Genomic DNA, 17,089 nt, shown 5'->3' with positions numbered 1-17,089 from the left:
CCGCAATGAACACCGCGAAGGCCGCCACCGACAAGGACAAGCGCGCCCGGGAGCTCATGAAGGCGGTGCAGACGGCCGGTGCCGATCTGCCGTACCTCCCGCTGGGGTGGGCGCAGACCGCGACCGTGCTCTCCAAGGAGATCGTGCTGCTGGACCAGGGGCCGTTCGCGTTCATCGGACCGTGGGCGACGGCTCCGTGCCGGCGGCGGCTGCACGTTCGCCGGCCGGTGCGCCCATGCGGCCGATGTGTGCCGCACCGAACCGGTCGTGCTGCCGGCACCGCCATCCGGTGCCGGGACCGGGGTATCCGCCGCGGATTTGCGCGGTACGCGGCGGCTGTCCGCCTGTGTGCGGATCTCCGAGATCGGTGATGCGCTCACCGCGTCGTCGGTACGGGCCGCAGCCGTGCCTCCGGCGGTGCCCGAGTCGGCCCCGGACGGGGTGCACGGGCAGGACGCGGCACTGGTGGCCGGCTCCGTCGACCGTACGTTCCGGTCCTCGGCCGGAGATCGTGCCGCGCTGCGCGATGTGAGTCTGGTGGTCCCCCGTGACCGCGTCGTGGCCCTGGACACGGCCCGGTTTTCGGGACTCAGCAGCCACTACTACACCACCGAGGATTCCCCCGCCGTCACGCATACCATCGTGGGCTACCCGCGCGACTGAGCAGTCCGGGCATCAGTCCGCAGCCGGGCCACCGTCGATTTCGACTCAACTACCACTGGATATAAGCCGGTCGGCCCCGATGCGCCGCGGGCTGTGGCAACCTGGAGGCGACCGCCCCACCGGGCTCCCCCGTACCGGTGGGGCGGTTCTGGTGTCCGGTGCGCCTCGCCTGCACAGAGATTGCGCCCCGCCTGCACAGAAATGACGAGGGATCACGACGATTCCCGGCCATTGATCCCGTGCGACCTGATCGACTTCCACTTTTCCGCATGGGAGCCCCCTCCGGGGGCAGACGCATACACCTCACCTACGACCAGGGGAGCGTGACGAGATGACGGCGCACACTGCGCGGACCGCCGGTGCGGAGCGAGCGGAGAGTGCACGGTCGACGCCGACGAGGGAGGCTGCCGGGGACATCGGCGACCTGCCGTGGATCGAGGACGCGGGGAAGATCGCCCCGCCGGACGCGCGTGAACTGTCCAGGCTGTTCTTCGACCGGCTCCAGGTCCTGGAGGAGGGAACCCTTGCCCATCAGTACGCGCGCAGCACCCTCATCGAGATGAACCTCTCCCTTGTCCGGTTCGCCGCAGGACGGTTCCGGAACCGGGGCGGCGGCGACATGGAGGACATCGTCCAGGTAGGCACCATCGGACTGATCAAGGCCATCGACCGGTTCGATCTCTCCCGCGAGGTCGAGTTCACCTCCTTCGCGGTCCCTTACATCACCGGCGAGATAAAACGGTTCTTCCGTGACACCAGCTGGGCGGTGCATGTCCCGCGCCGACTGCAGGAGTTGCGGGTCGACATCGCCAGGACCAAGGAGTCCCTGGCCACGCAGCTCGACCGCGACCCCACCGTTCCGGAGCTGGCCGAACAACTGGGGCTCAGCGAGGGCGAGGTGACCGAGGGCATCGTGGCGGCCAACGGGTACACGGCCGGTTCGCTGGACATGCCGGCCGCTCCGGCGGACGCGGGCCGGCGAAACGCACCGGGGCGCACCTTCGCCGATGTTCTGGGCGGACCCGATCCCGCCATGGAGACGGTCGAGAATCTGCATACGCTCGCGCCGCTGCTCGGCGATCTCGACGATCGTGAACGCCGCATCATCGGCATGCGTTTCGGCCAGGAGATGACCCAGTCCCAGATCGGCACGGAGCTCGGCATCTCGCAGATGCATGTGTCGCGGCTGATAAGCAGGATTCTGCGGAAGCTCCGCAGCGGAATGCTCGTCGAGGAGTGATCCGAGCGGACGCGGTCTCCGGTTGATCCATCAGCCGGAGTCCCCATCGCCCGTCTGCCCAGCGATCGCGCTCATGCATTGCGCCCGCATGAAATCGGGCGCCCGCATCGGGCCACTCGGCGAGCCGCCCACAGCGGTCCCTTACAGCTGCGCGATGGTTTCGTCCACGCAGGTCGGAGCCGATACGGAGACACGGCGGGCGGTGCCGTGACCAGTGACTGAACCGCATGCGAGCGCTCGCCTCCGGGCAGGCCGCGGAGACCCTCGCCATCCTGACGCCGGCCGGCGCGGGCGACCACATCGTCTCCGCCACCTCGCTGTACGGCGCCACGTACAACCTGCTGCGCCATACGCTCCCCCGGTTCGGCATCGAGGTGCCGTTCGTCGACGACCCGGACGACATCGACGCGTGGGCGGCGGCGATCCGTCCGAACACCAAGGCGCCGTTCGCACAGGCGCTGGGCAATCCGCGGGGCAACGTCCTCGACATCCGGGCGGTCGCCGATGCCGCGCACGCGGCCGGACTGCCGCTGGTCGTCGACAACACGTCCACAGGGCTCGGCGGTGCCGGAGCGGATCGCTCCGGCGCCCTGGGCCGGCCGTGCGGCGGCGCTCAGTCGCCGTCCTTCTCCGGGGCGCGGCCCGCGTAGTAGGTGGCGATCATGTCCTCGCCGCCGTGCCCTGCCTCCTCGGCGCGCGCGAAACGGTCGGCCGAAGCGGCGACCAGGTCCAGGCGCACCCCCGACTTCTCCGCCGCGTCCAGGATGAGGCGGGTGTCCTTCAGCGCGGTGGACAGGGCGAAGCTCGGGGTGAGGTCACCGGAGAGGACGGCGGCGGACTTGCCCTGGAGGTAGGCGGAGTCCAGCGGGCCGCCCTTCATGACGTCGAGGAACGTCTGCGGGTCGATCCTCAGCCCTTCGGCGAGGTTGAGGCATTCCGCGATGTTGTTGACCATGGTGATCACCCAGGTGTTGACCACGAGCTTCAGCCGCGAGGCCGCCCCGGGGGTCTCCGCGACCCAGACCGTTCGCTGCCCGATCGCGTCCAGCACCGGGTTCACCGACGCCCGGGCGGTGGAGGGACCGGACACGAAGACCGTCAACGTGCCCTGCTCCGCGGGTTGTTTGGTTCCGGAGACCGGTGCGTCGAGGTAGACCAGTCCCGCGTCCATCGCCTGCCGGGCGAGATCGGTGGTGGCGTCGAGTCCGACGGTCGAGCTCTGGAGCAGCACCTGGCCGGCACGCAGGCCGGGCGACGCGGCGGTCAGTGCGGCGGCAACGGCGGGGCCGTCGTTGAGCATGGTGAGGATGACATCGGCGCCGCGTACGGCTTCCTCCTCCGTGTCCGTGACCGTGGCGCCGTCGGCGGCGAGCGGAGCCGCCTTGGCCTGCGTGCGGTTCCATGCGCGGACGTCGAGGCCGGCCCGGAGCAGACTCCGGGCCATGCCGGATCCCATGATTCCGGTGCCGAGGACGGCGACGGTCGGCCGCTGCGGGGCGGCGTCGGCGGCGCTTGAGGTCATGAGGGGGCTCCCTTCATCGGCCGCGCCGCGGTCGGCTCGCGGCGCAGTGGGTTCTCAGGATTGCCGCAGCGCACCTTCGAGAACGGCAGCGTGCACGGCCCTGGCGAGTCGTGCACCCCAGCGGGAGCGGGGTCCGGCGAAGGGTTCACCGGGAGTGGGTCCCGGGGAGGGGGCAGCGATACAGACGGCATCGGTGGGGGTGCCGGAGCAGTCGAGTCCCGCATCCAGGAGTGCCTGGACCTTGGCCTCGGTCGCCGTGGAGACCGCGTTGACGAGTGCGGCGTCGGAGAGTGCCACCGGCAGGGTCACGACGATATTGACCGTTCCCGGCCGCGGCGGCCGCTCGGTGCCCTCGGCCGGGGTGGCGGCCCAGCCGCGTATGCCGAGTCCGCAGGTGGCGGTCGCCGTCACACCCTCGTCGGCCGCGGCTGTGTACGCGGTGACATCGGCGGCCGTCATCAGTCCGGCGCCGGGTCCGGTGAGGTGTTCCGCGGCGGCGATCTCGGCGAGGTGGCGGTCGGGGTCCAGGCGCGGATAGCCGCCGGGCACCTGGGCGTTGAGAATCCAGGCGCGCGGGCCGATGCCACCTCCGAGCACGGCGCTGCTGCACACCCGCCACCCCGGTCCCAGCCGCCACACCAGATGGTGCAGGTCCAAGCCGTCCTCGTGCCGGGTCAGCAGTTCACCGCGCTGTTCGGGGAGCCGGATGCGTACGGAACAGATGGGGCACCCCCGGTGGCACGGCAGGACGACGATGGGCAGTCGGACCGTCGATCATATGCGCCGGGGTCCCTCGGCCCGCGCCGGGTGCGCTGCCGGGGCGGAGACGTACCGGAGTTCGGTCCTGGTGCTCGGCGCCGGACGACTCCCGTACCCGAATATCCGGGCACACATCCTTCACCTATCACCCGAGTGGGCTAATCCGGGCACGGTTCGCGTACCTCTGCCGCGGATGCCTGCCGAGCGGGTTGCGGTGGCCCTCCATCGGCGGGGGCGGTTGCGGCATCCCTGCGAGTAAGGCGCGATGGGGCTCGAACGCGCCTCGCCGGAGGAACCGGCCGCAGGACGCGCCTGACGAGGAGGAATCGGTCATGGGAGCCGCCGACGGTTTCACGGATTCCGGAGAACTCGACGGCCTGACGGTGTACGACGCCGCGGGCGAGAAGATCGGCGGTGTGGGGCGGGTGTACCTCGACGACGACACCGGCCGTCCGGACTGGATCACGGTGAAGACCGGCCTGTTCGGCATGAAGGAGAGCTTCGTGCCCCTTGCCGGGGCCCGTCGCGTGGGTACCGATCTGCATGTCGCGCATGCGAAGGAGCGCGTGAAGGGAGCCCCTCGGGTGGACGCGGACGCACATCTGTCCGTGGCAGAGGAGGAGGAGCTCTACCGCCACTACGGCCTGTCGGGAACGCCGCCGTCGGACCCGGCGGCCGGTTAGAGCTGTGGCCGCACGGGTCTGCCAGGTCGGGCAGGGGTTGTGAGCTGCTGGCGCTGGCACTCGGCGTTCGGCTACGACGGGTCGGCCGACATCAAGTCGCGGGTGTCCCCGGGGCCGCGCTCACTGTGGTGAGCGCGGCCCCGGCCGCTGGGGCAGGAAGCGCACCGAGGGCCGCCCGTCCGGGCCGTCGGGAGTGACCCGCGCCCTGACCCGGTAGACGTCGGCGATCAGCTCCGCGGTGATCACTTCCGCCGGGGTCCCGGCGGCCACCACCCGCCCCTCCTTCATGACGACGATCCGATCGCAGAACATCGCGGCCAGATTGAGGTCGTGCAGAGCGATCACACCGGTGAGGGGCAGCGAGGTGATCAGCGACAGCAGATCCAACTGGTGCTGGATGTCGAGGTGGTTCGTCGGCTCGTCGAGCAGCAGTTCACGCGGCTGCTGGGCCAGTGCGCGCGCTATCTGGACACGTTGCCGCTCGCCTCCGGAGAGGGTGTGCCAGGACTGGTCGCCGCGATCGGCGAGACCGGTCCGCTCCAGGGCTTCGCGCACCGCGTCGTCGTCCGCCCGGCCGGGTGCCGACCAGGCCCTGCGGTGCGGGACACGCCCGAGGCGTACCACGTCCAGGACGCTCAACTCGACCTGGGTGACGGCATGCTGGTCGACCACGGCGACCCGTTGGGCCACGGTTCGGCGACCGATCTCGTCGAGCCGCCGGCCGTCGAGGGTGACCACGCCCGCATCCGGGGCGAGGACTCCTGCCAGCACCCGCAACAAGGTCGACTTGCCGGAGCCGTTCGGCCCGATCAGCCCGACGGTGGCGCCGGGCGGCGGGGCGAGATGGACCCCGTCGAGGATGAGGCGGCCGCCCGCCTCCCGGCTGACCCGCTCGGCACACAGCCCCTCAGTGGCTCCACCCGTCATGTGATCCTCCGGCTGCGGTACAGGACCAGAACGAACGCGGGCACGCCGATGAGGGCGGTGACGACTCCCACGGGCACTTCCTGCGGGTCGAGAACCGTTCTGGCGAGGGTGTCGACCCAGACCAGGAACACCGCCCCGGCCAAGGCGGTGACCGGCAGAAGCCGCCGGTGCCCGGAGCCGGCGAGCGCACGGGCGGCGTGCGGCAGGACCAGACCGACGAAGCCGATGGCGCCGGCCGAGCTGACGAGCGCGGCGGTCAGCAGCGCGGTCGTGCAGAGCAGCACGATCCGGGTGCGCGCGACATGGACGCCGAGTGCGGCGGCGGCGTCCTGGCCGAACGCGAAGGCGTCGAGCGTACGGGCTTGGCCGAGGCAGATCAGCAGCATCACGACGAGAACGGCGGAGCAGATCCACACATCGGTCCAGCCGACCCCGCTGAGCGAGCCGAGCAGCCAGAACAGCACGCCGCGGGTCTGCTCGGCGTCGGCGGCGGTCATCACGACGAAGGAGGTGAGCGCGGAGAACAGCTGCATGGCCGCGACACCGGAGAGGACGACCCGGTCGGTCGTGCCGCCCAGGGTGTGGCTCAGCAGCAGAACGAGGGCGAACGAGCACAGTGCGCCGATGAACGCGCCGGTCGAGATCGACACCGCTCCCCCGCCGACGCCGAGGACGACGACCACGACCGCGCCGGTCGACGCACCGGAGGAGACGCCGAGGACGAACGGGTCGGCGAGCGGGTTGCGGAGCAGGGACTGCATGACGGTCCCGCACACCGCGAGCCCGGCGCCGCACACCGCGGCGAGCAGGGTACGCGGCATGCGCAGGTTCCAGATGATGCCGTCCCGGATCGGGGTGAGCCGTGACCGGCCCCAGCCGAGGTGGGAGGCGACCGTGGACCAGACGTCGGCGACGGAGATACGGGCGGGGCCGATGGTGACGGCGACCGCGACGGACAGCACGAGCAGTGCGATGCCACAGGCCCATAGGGCTCCCCCGCGCAGCTTCCGTAGCCCCGTGCCACTGCGCACGGCTGCTTCAAAGGCCCGTGACGCGTCCACCGCCGTGGCCCGTTCGGTGTCCGTCACCCCGCGAATCCGAATGTGCGCAGCGCGGCGGCGACGCGTTCCACACCCTCGACCGTCCGGATGGACGGGTTCATGGCCTGGCCGCTCAACAGGACGTACCGCTTGTGCCTGACGGCGTCCATGTTCTTCGTGACGGGGTTGGACTCCAGGAATTCGATCTTCTTCGCGGCGCTCTCGGCGGTCTGTGCCTTGCGGGTCAGGTCTCCGATGACCAGGACGTCGGGGTTGCGGTCGGCGACGGTCTCCCAGCTGATCTGGGGCCATTCCTCATGGGTGTCGTCGAAGACGTTCTTCGCGCCGAGTTCCCTGGTGATGATGCCGGGCGCTCCACAGCAGCCGGCCAGGTACGGGGCCTTGGAGTCGGAGAACCAGTAGAGGAGGGTGGCGTCGGAGGCGTCGATGCCCTCGGTCGCCTTCTTCACCCGGGCCCGCAGCTGCGCCACGAGTGTGTCGCCGCGTTTCCGCACGCCGAACACCTCGGCCAGGTCGCGCACTTCGTCGTAGACGCTGTCCATGGTCAGTGGCGCAGTACGGGCTCCGTCGCCGCCGCCGCTGTTGTCCTTGCCGGTGCAGTCGGCGGGCGAGACATAGGTGGGGACGCCGAGATCCTCGAACTGTTCGCGGGGTGCAACGCCGCCCTTGGCCAGCGTCGACTCGAATGACGCGCTGATGAAGTCGGGTTCCTGGTCGAGGACCTTCTCCGACGACGGCCGGTTGTCCGCGATCCTGGGAACCTCGGCGTTGGCCTTCTCCAGGCTCTTCATCACCGGGTCGGTCCAGGTCGAGGTGGCGGCCAGCCGGTCGGCGAGGCCGAGGGAGAGCAGGATCTCCGTCGATCCCTGGTCGACCGAAACGGCCCGGTGCGGTGCGGCTTCGACGGTGACGGTGCGTCCACAGTTCTTCAGCGTCACGGGGTATCCGTCGGCGGAGCCGGACTTCGCGGCAGAGCTGCTCGTTCCGCCCCCGCAGGCGGTCAGCAGGACAAGTCCCGCCGAGAGCAGGGCAATGGCACGGACAGGGCTGGCTATGGACGGCACGGAGTCCCTCTGCGTCTCGGGGCTCATGCGCGGAGCCCGGTGTACGGAGTCCTGCGCCCCGGTACCGGGTCGCAGGTGCCAGCAGGTCTTCGGACTCGGGCTCCTACGGACGGGGCGCCTTCCCAGGACACTCGCGGGTGTCCCAGTGGCCGTGGCCCCGCCCGTCCCCCTCACCGCTGCGCGTCAGTTCCGGATTCTCACCGGATTCCCTGACCCCTACGTGGAGTTTGACTGGCTTCGGCAAGCTATCACGAGCCTCCGCGCAGCTCATGGGCGGTGTGGCCGGTGGTACGCCGGGCTGTGCTCCCGTCGCACCACCCGCCCGATGCCTATGGACGCTGAAGAGCGATCACGGCGTTGTGCCCGCCGAAGCCGAAGGAGTGGCTGACGGCGCGCCGGATGGGCTGCCGCAGGGGTTGCCCGGTGACGCAGTTGATGTCGAACTCGGGCGCAGGGGCGTCCAGATTGGCGATCGGCGGTACGACTCCGCGCTGGAGCGTCAGGACGGTCAGTCCGGCCTCGATCGCTCCGGCCGCCCCCATGCAGTGCCCGAGTACGCCCTTCGGGGCGGTGACGGGCGGCCGGTGCGGGTAGACCCGGCCGATGAGGGCTGCCTCGGTGGCGTCGTTGATCGGTGTCGCCGTGCCGTGTGCGTTGACGTGCTCGACGTCCTCGGCCGCCCAGCCCGCGTCGCGCAGCGCGGCCTCGACCGCGGCCTGGGCGACCGCGCCGGACGGGTGCGGGCTTGTGGGGTGGTGGGCGTCGGTGGTGGCGCCGGTGCCCGCGAGCAGTGCCCGCGGCGCGGCGCCCCGGGCGACGGCGTCGTCCGCCCGTTCCAGCACCATGACGGCGGCGCCCTCACCCATGACCAGCCCGGCACGGTCGGCCGCGAAGGGCCGGCACCGCCTGGCCGGGTCGCCCTCTGCCCGGGCCGCGGCTCCGGACCGGGCGAATCCGGTCATGGCGACCGGGTAGACGATCGACTCGGTGGCTCCGGCGATCGCGATGTCACACTGTCCGGTGACCAGCAGATCGCGAGCGACGGACAGTGCAGTGGCTCCGGACGAGCAGGCGGTGCACGGTGCCAGGCTGGGACCGGTGGCCCGCAGCTCGATGGCGATCTCGGCTGCGGGCATGTTCGGAATGGTGAGCAGGATGCCCGACGGCGAAGTGGCATCCGGTCCGTGCCGATCGAGTACGACGGCCTGCTCGGTCAGTGCGGCGGAGCCTCCGCTGCTGGTGCCGACGACCACCGCGACCCTGCTGCCCTCCCACTGGGCCGGGTCGAGTCCGGCGTCGGCGACCGCCTCCCGGGCGGCGATAACGGCGAACTTGACGTACTTCCCCATCCGGTAGGACGTACGGCCGCCGATCGCGGCGTTCAGATCGATACCATCGACCGTGCAGGCGAAGTCGATCGCGCAACCTTCGAGTGCCGCGACGGTACGCACCGGCGAGACTCCGGCGCACACACCTTTCCAGGTGGATTCGGTATCGTGGCCGACCGGGGTGATCATTCCCAGGCCTGTTACGGCAATCGCGGGCTTGTTCATCGGGCGTTGCTCGTCGGTGCCACGCCGCCCATCAGCGCCCCGCTGCCGGCTGTCGCGTCGATGTACCGCGTGATGTCGGCCAGTGTGGCGTCCTTGGAGAGCTTGTCGAAGTCCCCGTCGCCGCCCATCGTTTCCCTGATGAGGACGGCGAACTCGGCGACGGCGAGGGAGTCCATCTCCAGACTGTCCATCGTGGAATCCGGGCGGATCTCGGCGATGGGCACTTTGAAGGTGTGTGTCAGAACCTCGGTGATCTTGGGATGAATCGCACTCATGAGCTTCCTCTCCATCATTCGGTACGGCTGCCGGGCACGGCGGGGACACCGCCCCGACGCCGAATCAACTGGGTGACGTGCCTCCAGTTACGCCTTGTGCCGAACCGATTCGCCACCGCCCTGCTGCGACTGCGTGCACCACCGGGCCAGCACGGCTGCCGTACCCCAGAAGACCAGCAGCACAACGCGGATACCGAGGGCCCCGGCCGCCTCCCGCACCCGCTGCGTCCGCACGGCTGTTCCCGTCCCTGTCACGGCTCTCGCCGCTCTCCCGGGGCCGTCACCCGGTCCCCGTCCGACTGCCAGGCCGCCGCCGGATCGTCGTACGCATCGACGTAATCGGCCCCCGCGATGGGCCAGTCGGCGAGCAGTTCCTGCGGCAGCGCGAAGGAGTCGGCGAGGGCGGGCAGGTGAGCCGCGACGGCGGTGATCAGCTCTTCCAAGACGTCCGGCATTCCATTGACCTGATTGGCCGTCAGGTATCCTGCGGCCAGCAGATCACCACTGTTCCGGGCGATCCGGTCGAGTGCGAACAGCCGCTGCAGCTCGACCAGCCGCTCACGGGCGGGCCCCTCCGACAGACCTGCCACCGCGTCCGCGTACGCCTCGGCAGCCTGTCGGTGGGCGTGGGCCTCGACGCCGCGAAGGGCGGGACCGGATGCGATGTTCCACCGCTCCAGCGGGTCACCGTGCGGTGCGCGGCCCAGCCTTTCCCTGGCCCGGCCGAACCAGATCTGCTCCAGCACAGCCAGGAGCCTGCCGAGGAACCCGGGGTCGGTGAGATCACCGGGTTCGCCGCCGAAGGGAGCGTCGTACGCGGCCGGTTCGGTGGCGTAGAGCATTTCCGCGGCCGCCTTGGCGTGGATGGCCAGGTTGTCGCCCTCAGCGGTGATGACGCCTTCCACTCCGGTGATGAGTTCGGTCATGCCGTTGTTCTCCAGGAGCGCCTGGGCGCCGCACCGTTCACGGCATTCGACGATCACGGACCTGGCCTGCCAGCTGATCCATCCCTTGGCGACGGCGACCAGCCGCTCCGCCTCCTCCCGGCCCGAGCCCGAGCCGTCCTCCCGTCCCTCCCAGCGGTTCAGGGCCCTGCGGTGCAGCAGGCTCATAGCGAAGACCGTGGCCATGGCCCGGGCGAGCGGGCCGTGGTGGCTGCGGTGGGCGATCACCGGTACCTGACGCGATCCGCGGGGCCCGGAGATGTACCGGTGACTGCCGTAGCGCACGGCGACGGCGAGCGTTGCGCGCGCGGAGCCGACCGCGCAGGCGCTCATGGAGATCTTGCCGGAGGTGACGCGCCCGATCGATGTGAGGAGGCGACGCCTGCGGTTGCCGACGGCGCTGCTGAACTCGCCGTCGTCACCGATCCGTCCGTGGTCCCCGCCGAGCAGCGCGTCGCGCCCCACGAAGACCTGGTCGAAGGAGGTCAGGCAGTGGTCCACCGGGCTCCCCATGCGTGCGGGAAGTCTGCGGACCCGTACGCCGGGCAGGGCCCGTACGGCATCGGTGAGCGGTACGAGGAAGAGGAAGACGCCGTGATCGGCGCCGTCGACGAGCAGACGCGCGGCCACAAGACCGGTCTTGGGACCGCCTGCCGGACTGGTGTTGGGCATGAATTTCTGGGCGCCGGCATGCGGTGTGTGCAGCACAAACCCGTCGCGTTCGCGGTCGTAGGCGGCCGTGGTCTCGACGGCCGCCGCGTCATTGCCGTGCGCCACCTCCGTACAGAGAAAGGTGCCGATGCTGCGCAGTCGGAGGAAGTCCGACAGATCGAGCCGGCTGTCGCCTTCGTGGTCGAGGAGGCTGCCGAGAAAGAGGTTGTAGTGGATGCCCGCCACCGTGGTGAGGGCCGGGTCGACCGGGCCGAGCCATTCGTGCAGGGCCGCGAGGGCGCGCGGGTCGGCGGCGAGCCGGGCGCCGCTGTCGAGGCAGTCGTTGAGGATACGCAGCCGCTCGTACGCGAGAAGCAGGCGTTGGTCGGGAGTGCAGCGGTCCGGGCGGCGGAACGGTTCTGTGCTGATCATCCGCTGCCAGAAGCCGTGCTCCCGGCGGAAGTTGTCGCCGAGGAGCACACCGGTGAGAAGGTCCGTGGACCGTTCGGCGGAGGGGCTGTCGATCGTCGCGGTCATGAGACAAGAACGATCAGCCGACGGCAAGGACACCGGGGGCCGTCTTCGGCGGGCCGTCCGCGTCGACGCGCTGGAAGGCGAGCGCGACGTTGTGTCCGCCGAAGCCGAAGGAGTGGCTGAGTGCCCGCTCGACGTGCTGCATGCGGGGCTCCTTGACCACACAGTCGAGGTCGAACCCGTCCGGCAGCGAGTCCAGGTTGGCGATCGGCGGGACGAGACCGTGCTCCAGAGTCAGTACGGTGGCCACCGCTTCGATCGCCCCGGCCGCGGCGAGGGTGTGCCCGAGCACACCTTTCGGCGCGGTCACCGACGGCCGGTGGGGGAAGAGCCCCGAGATGAGCGCTGTCTCCATCGCGTCGTTCAGCGGGGTCGACGTGCCGTGCGCATTGATGTGGTCGACCTCGTGGGCCACCCAGCCCGCCTCACACAGCGCCGCCTCCACGGCCCTGCGCGCACCGGCTCCTTCCGGGTCCGGGGCCGTGGGGTGGTGGGCATCGGTGCCGGAACCCGCGCCGGTCAGCAGGGCGCGCGCGCGTCCGCCGCGGGCCTGCGCATCGAGTGTCCGCTCCAGCACGAGCACGGCGGCACCCTCACCGATCACGAACCCGTCCCGGTCCGCGGCGAACGGCCGCGACGCGCCCGCCGGATCGCCGGTACGCAGGGAGAGCGCTCCCATTCCCGCGAAGGCGCTCACCACCAGCGGAGTCAGTACGGACTCCGCGCCGCCTGCCACCACCACATCGCACCGGCCGCTCGTCAGCAGGTCACGGGCCACGGCGATCGCGGTCGCCCCGGACGCGCAGGCCGTGGCCGGTGCCAGGCTGGGACCGTGGGCCCGCAGGGCGATGGCCACCTCCCCGGCAGCGGCATTGGGCATCATCATCGGGACCAGGAGCGGCGACACCGTCTCCGGTCCGCCGCCGTCCAGCCTGCGCAGATTGTCGACGAGCACGGACACCCCGCCCACACCGACGCCGAGCACCACCGCCACCCGGTCGCCGTCCCACCGCTCCGGTGACAGCCCGGCGTCCGCCACCGCCTGTCGGGCGGCGACCAGCGCCATCTTCACGAACCGTGCCATGCGCCACCCTGAGCGTCCGCCGACGGCCTCGTCCAGGTCGATCCCGTCCACCGGACAGGCGAAGTCGACCGGGAGCCCGGCAAGTTCCTCACATCGCCGTGCCATGGACACGCCGGCGCACAGTCCCGCCCAGAAGGTGTACTCGTCCGCGCCCGCAGGGGTCACCAGCCCCACTCCCGTAACCGCGACACCCATGTCGACCCGCCCCATGATCCGCCCCTCCTCCGTAATCGATCACGTCTACCGGATGTCGAACGGCAGTCGCCCCGGCGAGGATGCGCTCACTGAGCCGAACGGGTCACCGATGGGCCGAGTGGACCGAACCTCGCCGCGCCCGGTGAAGGTGTTCACCCGTCCGCAGCAGTCCGCCGCGCTGTGTGCACCGGCAGGGCATCCCCTTGGGACATGGAAGCGGACGGTAACCGGTCTCAGTCCCCGCAAGCGCGCGCGGAACTGGAGGCGCTGCGCGCCAGGGTGGCTGTGCTGGAGGCCCGTGCCCCGGCACGGCACCGGCTGCGGGCCCGTTCGTTCTTCGCCGTGCTGCTCATTCTCGTCGCGGCCGTCCTCACGCCGCTGAGCATCGTGTCCACCTGGGCGAAGAACGAGATCGGCGACACCGACAACTATGTGGCGATGATGGCGCCGCTCGCCTCCGACCCCGATGTGCAGTCCGCGGTGGCCGATCGCGTGACCGGCGCCGTCATGAAGCACCTCGACGTGAAGGCGCTACTGGCCGACGTCGCCCCGGCGGACCGACCGGTTGTCGACAAGGCGCTCTCGAGACTGAGCGGCCCCCTCACCACGGGGGTTTCGGACTTCGTGCGCGGGACTGTGGAGAAGTTCGTCGCCGGCGACGCCTTCGAGACGATCTGGACCGACCTCAACCGGACCGCCCAGTCCGCGACGGTGAAAGCACTGTCCGGGAGCGGCGGCGGGGCGGTGAAGCTCACCAACGACACCGTCACCATCGACCTGGCACCGGTGATCGACCGGGTGAAGCATCGCCTCGTCGACCGGGGGCTGACGGTCGCCGCGAATATCCCGGAGATCCACACCGACTTCACGGTGCTGACCTCCGAGTCGGTCGGCAAGGCCAAGAAGTGGTTCCGGGCCCTCCAGATCATCGGCTTCTGGCTGCCGTTGGTCACTCTGGTCCTTGCCGCGGGCGGAGTGCTTCTCGCGGTACGCCGCCGTCGCGCACTGGTCACGGCGGCGCTGGCGATCGCGGCGGGTGCCGCGGTGCTCGGGCTGGCCGTGTGGGTGGGCCGTGCCTTCTATCTCGACAGTCTCCCGTCCGAGGTGTCCCAGCCGGCCGCCGGTTCCGTCTTCGACGCCCTGGCCGGCCCCGTACGCGTCCTGGTCCGCCTGATGGTCACGCTCGGCATTGTGGTGGCCCTCGCCGCCTGGCTCACCGGTGACGGCCGCGCCGCCGCCCGCGTCAAGGCGATGTGGAGCGGCGGCATCGGTGCCGTACGGGACGCGGCCGGTGTCACCGGCGGCCCGGTCGGCAGGTGGGTACATCGCGCCAGACTCTGGCTGAACTGGACGGTGGTCGTGGTGGCCGCCGCGGTCCTGGTGGCGTGGGACCGACCGACGGGCCTGGTCACCGTATGGATCGCGCTGTGCGCGCTGTTCGCCCTCGCCGTCATCGAGTTCCTCGATGACGACAGCACGCCGCACCTGGCGGCGCCCGGGTAATGAGCGGTACCTACCGTCTCTTGGCGTCATGTTCCGGCATACGGAGAAACTCAGGTGCCCCGTCGGTGAGTCAGGACGTCACCCTCCAGTTGCTCGGCGGATTCCGCGTGCGGTGCGGCGGCAGGGATGTGGCGCGGAGCGGTTGGCACAGGGCGAGCGCGCGCCGGCTGCTGAAGGCCCTCGCGCTCGCCGGGCGCGGAAGGATGCACCGTCCCGGTCGGCTGATGCCGCGCCGACGACACGACGGTGCCACCGTTCCCGCGAGGGGCCGGTGGCACCGTCGTGTTCAGCCGCGGGCGAGTGCCGTGTTCAACTCCTTCTCGTCCGGCGGATTGGCGCCGGCCCGTGCGACGGTCACGGCGGCACCGGCCACCGCGTGGCGCAGGACATCGGTCACGGTGTCCCGGTCCAGCGAGCGCAGCCGTTCACGGCCGTCCGCGCCGAGCAGCCCCTGCGAGGCGAGGGCATGCAGCGTGCCGGACATGAAGGCGTCGCCCGCCCCCACGGTGTCGACCACGGCGGTGGGCAGCGCGTCGACCATCACCTGCCCATCCGGAAGGACGGCCAGGGCGCCGTCGCCTCCCCGGGTGACCAGGACTACGGCCGGGCCGGTGGCGAGCCACCGCTCGGCGACCCGCTCCGGCTCCTGGCCCGGATACAGCCACTGCAGGTCCTCGTCGCTGGCCTTGACCACATCGCTGAGCGCGACGCAGCACTCGACCTTGCGGACAGCCGCATCATGGTCCCCCATCAGCCCGGGCCGCACATTGGGGTCGTAGCTGACGGTCGCGGACGTCCGCAGCGACTCGACGGCGGCGAGGACGGTGGCCGCTCCGGGTTCCATCACCGTCGCGATGGATCCGGTGTGGACGTGGTGGGGCGCCCGGTCCAGCGAGACCGGGTCGAGCGTCCAGGTGATCTCGAAGGCGTACGCGGCCTGGCCGCCGTCGTCCAGGGTCACTGCGGCGGACGGGGTGGGCTCCGTGGCACCGTCCGTGCGGATCTCGACCCCGGCGCCGGTCAGATGGTCCCTGATCAGCCGCCCGTTGTCGTCCGGGCCGAGCTGGGTGAGCAGGGTTGTGCCGTGCCCGAGCCGGGCCAGACCGTACGCGACGTTGGCCGGGCTGCCTCCCGGGTGGACCTGGTCGGCCGCACCCGGCAGCCGGACGATGTCGGCGACGCATTCGCCGATGACCAGCAGGTCGAGTCTGTCGAGCATGAGCTGGGGTCTCCTAGAGTGCGATGACGAAGGTGTCCTGGTAACGACCTCGCCCGCGATTGTCAGCGGCGTCGCGGTGTCTGGGACCTCCGCCTCCGGCGTTGTCGTCAGTCGCCGACGCTCCGCGTCGACTCCCTCCTCCGCCCTGGATTCGAAGGCCCCGGACGCCGCTCCTTCTCCCACTGCCAATCGTGGGCGAGGTCGTAACGGTGCGGCCTCCGAACACATTGAGCCCGATCCTGCCGCTTGCATAGCGGGTGTCCGTCACATCGATGACCGGACGGCCGTCGACGAACGCCTCGATCCGTCCGGAGCGGAGGAGTCACCCCGGTGCGCAGCAGCAGGGGCACTTCGGCGAGTACGGTCGTCCGTCCGCCGTCCCTGCAAAGGAGCCGGGCCGTCCGCAGGTTCGGGTCGGGGTTCACGGCGTATACGTCGGCCGTGTCCGGCGTGGCACGGAACAGCACGGAACCGGCACCGCTGGTCCCGTCCGGGCCGCCGAACCGTATCGGCGTCGTCCGTTCCAGGTCGCCGTGCACGGTGGTGGGGACGGCGGTCGAGTCCCGGTCGAAGGTTCCGGTGCGGTCGGCGCCCGTGGTCGTCCAGTGCCCGGCCGGGACCACGGTGAGATCGCCGAGACCGCCGCTGCGGAACTCGCCGCCTGACGGGGTCGCGGGCGAGTCCGGGCCGGTGTCGGTGACCCGGAAGAGGTCACGGAGCCGGTGGCCGGTGAGTGTGACGATGCGCGCCTCGCCTCCGTCGGCGTAGAACGCCATGCCCTGGTCGTCCGGTTCGGGGAAGAGGAGACTGCTGATCGTGGCGCGGCCGTCGCCGCCGAAGACCTCGCCCGAGGAGGTGTCCATGAACAGCCGTATCCTCAGGCGCCGTTCACCGTCTACCGCTTCCTGGGGCAGAGGCGTGGAGGTCCGTCCCGCAAAGTGCTCCGTGAAGTCGCGGACGCCTGCGTCGGTACGGTCCACGAAGGGCTTCCCGGCGCCGACGTCATAGCCGACCGCCGTCCGCCGGCTTCCTCCGGTGCGGAGCCGGAGGCCGAATTCGGTCGCGCCGCCCGTGCCTGCATGCCTGCTCCTGCGGACGTACGGTGTCGGCTCGGGACGCTCCTGGCCGGCCTCGCGAACCGGAGCGGCCGGCGCGATCGGAAGCGTCCGTACGGGGCATCGGCACACGCGGCCCGTGCGGCGGGCGGGGGCG

Annotated in this window: 16 protein-coding genes, 2 pseudogenes and 1 riboswitch; of the genes and pseudogenes, 6 read left to right on the top strand and 12 right to left on the bottom strand. The window is 70.8% G+C overall.

Going from position 1 to position 17,089, the window contains the following annotated elements:
- The first annotated feature begins 5 nt into the window (after nucleotides 1-5).
- From OG609_RS38560 to OG609_RS38545, 4 genes and pseudogenes are all read left to right on the top strand, one after another.
- The gene (locus tag OG609_RS38560) at nucleotides 6-371 is read left to right on the top strand and encodes a hypothetical protein (RefSeq protein WP_327277056.1); all 366 of its coding nucleotides are present in this window, start codon (nucleotides 6-8) and stop codon (nucleotides 369-371) included.
- Nucleotides 349-663 (top strand): hypothetical protein, encoded by a 315-nt coding sequence (locus tag OG609_RS38555; RefSeq protein ID WP_327277055.1) that lies wholly within the window; start codon nucleotides 349-351, stop codon nucleotides 661-663. Before OG609_RS38560 ends, OG609_RS38555 begins: the two co-directional genes overlap by 23 nt.
- Before the next feature lie 331 nt (nucleotides 664-994).
- On the top strand, nucleotides 995-1,903 hold the full coding sequence (locus tag OG609_RS38550; protein WP_327277054.1) for an RNA polymerase sigma factor SigF: 909 nt from the start codon (nucleotides 995-997) through the stop codon (nucleotides 1,901-1,903).
- A gap of 233 nt (nucleotides 1,904-2,136) precedes the next feature.
- A pseudogene (locus tag OG609_RS38545) lies at nucleotides 2,137-2,451 on the top strand (PLP-dependent transferase); the annotation flags it as partial.
- A 65-nt stretch (nucleotides 2,452-2,516) separates the two neighbouring features.
- On the opposite strand, the gene OG609_RS38540 reads toward OG609_RS38545, so the two are convergent.
- Nucleotides 2,517-3,425, bottom strand: coding sequence for an NAD(P)-dependent oxidoreductase (locus OG609_RS38540; protein WP_327277053.1), 909 nt, complete (start codon nucleotides 3,423-3,425; stop codon nucleotides 2,517-2,519).
- 54 nt (nucleotides 3,426-3,479) lie between these two features.
- Nucleotides 3,480-4,082, bottom strand: coding sequence for an adenosylcobinamide amidohydrolase (locus OG609_RS38535; protein ID WP_327277052.1), 603 nt, complete (start codon nucleotides 4,080-4,082; stop codon nucleotides 3,480-3,482).
- 434 nt (nucleotides 4,083-4,516) lie between these two features.
- Here OG609_RS38535 and OG609_RS38530 point away from each other — a divergent pair.
- Nucleotides 4,517-4,834 (top strand): annotated as a pseudogene (locus OG609_RS38530) (PRC-barrel domain-containing protein); the annotation flags it as partial.
- A 153-nt stretch (nucleotides 4,835-4,987) separates the two neighbouring features.
- Here OG609_RS38530 and OG609_RS38525 read toward each other — a convergent pair.
- From OG609_RS38525 to OG609_RS38495, 8 genes are all read right to left on the bottom strand, one after another.
- Nucleotides 4,988-5,794, bottom strand: coding sequence for an ABC transporter ATP-binding protein (locus OG609_RS38525; RefSeq protein ID WP_327277051.1), 807 nt, complete (start codon nucleotides 5,792-5,794; stop codon nucleotides 4,988-4,990).
- Nucleotides 5,791-6,825, bottom strand: a complete 1,035-nt coding sequence (locus OG609_RS38520; protein WP_385656623.1) for a FecCD family ABC transporter permease — start codon at nucleotides 6,823-6,825, stop codon at nucleotides 5,791-5,793. Before OG609_RS38520 ends, OG609_RS38525 begins: the two co-directional genes overlap by 4 nt.
- Before the next feature lie 53 nt (nucleotides 6,826-6,878).
- A complete protein-coding gene (locus OG609_RS38515; protein ID WP_327277050.1) occupies nucleotides 6,879-7,946 on the bottom strand; it encodes an ABC transporter substrate-binding protein in 1,068 nt (355 codons plus the stop codon).
- Between the two features lie 36 nt (nucleotides 7,947-7,982).
- Nucleotides 7,983-8,170, bottom strand: a riboswitch (cobalamin riboswitch).
- 78 nt (nucleotides 8,171-8,248) lie between these two features.
- A complete protein-coding gene (locus tag OG609_RS38510; RefSeq protein WP_327277049.1) occupies nucleotides 8,249-9,472 on the bottom strand; it encodes a beta-ketoacyl-[acyl-carrier-protein] synthase family protein in 1,224 nt (407 codons plus the stop codon).
- Entirely contained in the window at nucleotides 9,469-9,747 is a 279-nt protein-coding gene (locus OG609_RS38505; RefSeq protein WP_327277048.1) for an acyl carrier protein, read from the bottom strand. The genes OG609_RS38510 and OG609_RS38505 overlap by 4 nt, the downstream gene beginning before the upstream one ends.
- An 87-nt stretch (nucleotides 9,748-9,834) precedes the next feature.
- Nucleotides 9,835-9,981: a hypothetical protein gene (locus OG609_RS46450; protein ID WP_382899172.1), complete on the bottom strand. Its 147-nt coding sequence runs from the start codon at nucleotides 9,979-9,981 to the stop codon at nucleotides 9,835-9,837.
- A gap of 17 nt (nucleotides 9,982-9,998) precedes the next feature.
- The gene (locus OG609_RS38500) at nucleotides 9,999-11,879 is read right to left on the bottom strand and encodes an acyl-CoA dehydrogenase family protein (RefSeq protein ID WP_442818035.1); all 1,881 of its coding nucleotides are present in this window, start codon (nucleotides 11,877-11,879) and stop codon (nucleotides 9,999-10,001) included.
- Between the two features lie 13 nt (nucleotides 11,880-11,892).
- Entirely contained in the window at nucleotides 11,893-13,170 is a 1,278-nt protein-coding gene (locus OG609_RS38495; protein ID WP_327277047.1) for a beta-ketoacyl-[acyl-carrier-protein] synthase family protein, read from the bottom strand.
- A gap of 195 nt (nucleotides 13,171-13,365) precedes the next feature.
- Here OG609_RS38495 and OG609_RS38490 point away from each other — a divergent pair, with 195 nt between their 5' ends.
- Nucleotides 13,366-14,658 carry a hypothetical protein gene (locus OG609_RS38490; protein ID WP_327277046.1) on the top strand — a complete coding sequence of 431 codons (1,293 nt, stop codon included), beginning with the start codon at nucleotides 13,366-13,368 and terminating at the stop codon, nucleotides 14,656-14,658.
- A 286-nt stretch (nucleotides 14,659-14,944) separates the two neighbouring features.
- On the opposite strand, the gene OG609_RS38485 is transcribed toward OG609_RS38490, so the two are convergent.
- Nucleotides 14,945-15,877, bottom strand: coding sequence for a carbohydrate kinase family protein (locus tag OG609_RS38485; protein WP_327277045.1), 933 nt, complete (start codon nucleotides 15,875-15,877; stop codon nucleotides 14,945-14,947).
- A 107-nt stretch (nucleotides 15,878-15,984) separates the two neighbouring features.
- Complete coding sequence (locus tag OG609_RS38480; RefSeq protein WP_327277044.1) at nucleotides 15,985-17,064, bottom strand: GH32 C-terminal domain-containing protein; 1,080 nt, start codon at nucleotides 17,062-17,064, stop codon at nucleotides 15,985-15,987.
- Between the last annotated feature and the right edge of the window lie 25 nt (nucleotides 17,065-17,089).

The sequence above is a fragment of the Streptomyces sp. NBC_01224 genome (assembly GCF_036002945.1).
In the GTDB taxonomy this organism is placed as follows: Bacteria; Actinomycetota; Actinomycetes; order Streptomycetales; family Streptomycetaceae; genus Streptomyces.
This window is presented reverse-complemented; position numbering and strand designations above follow the sequence as displayed.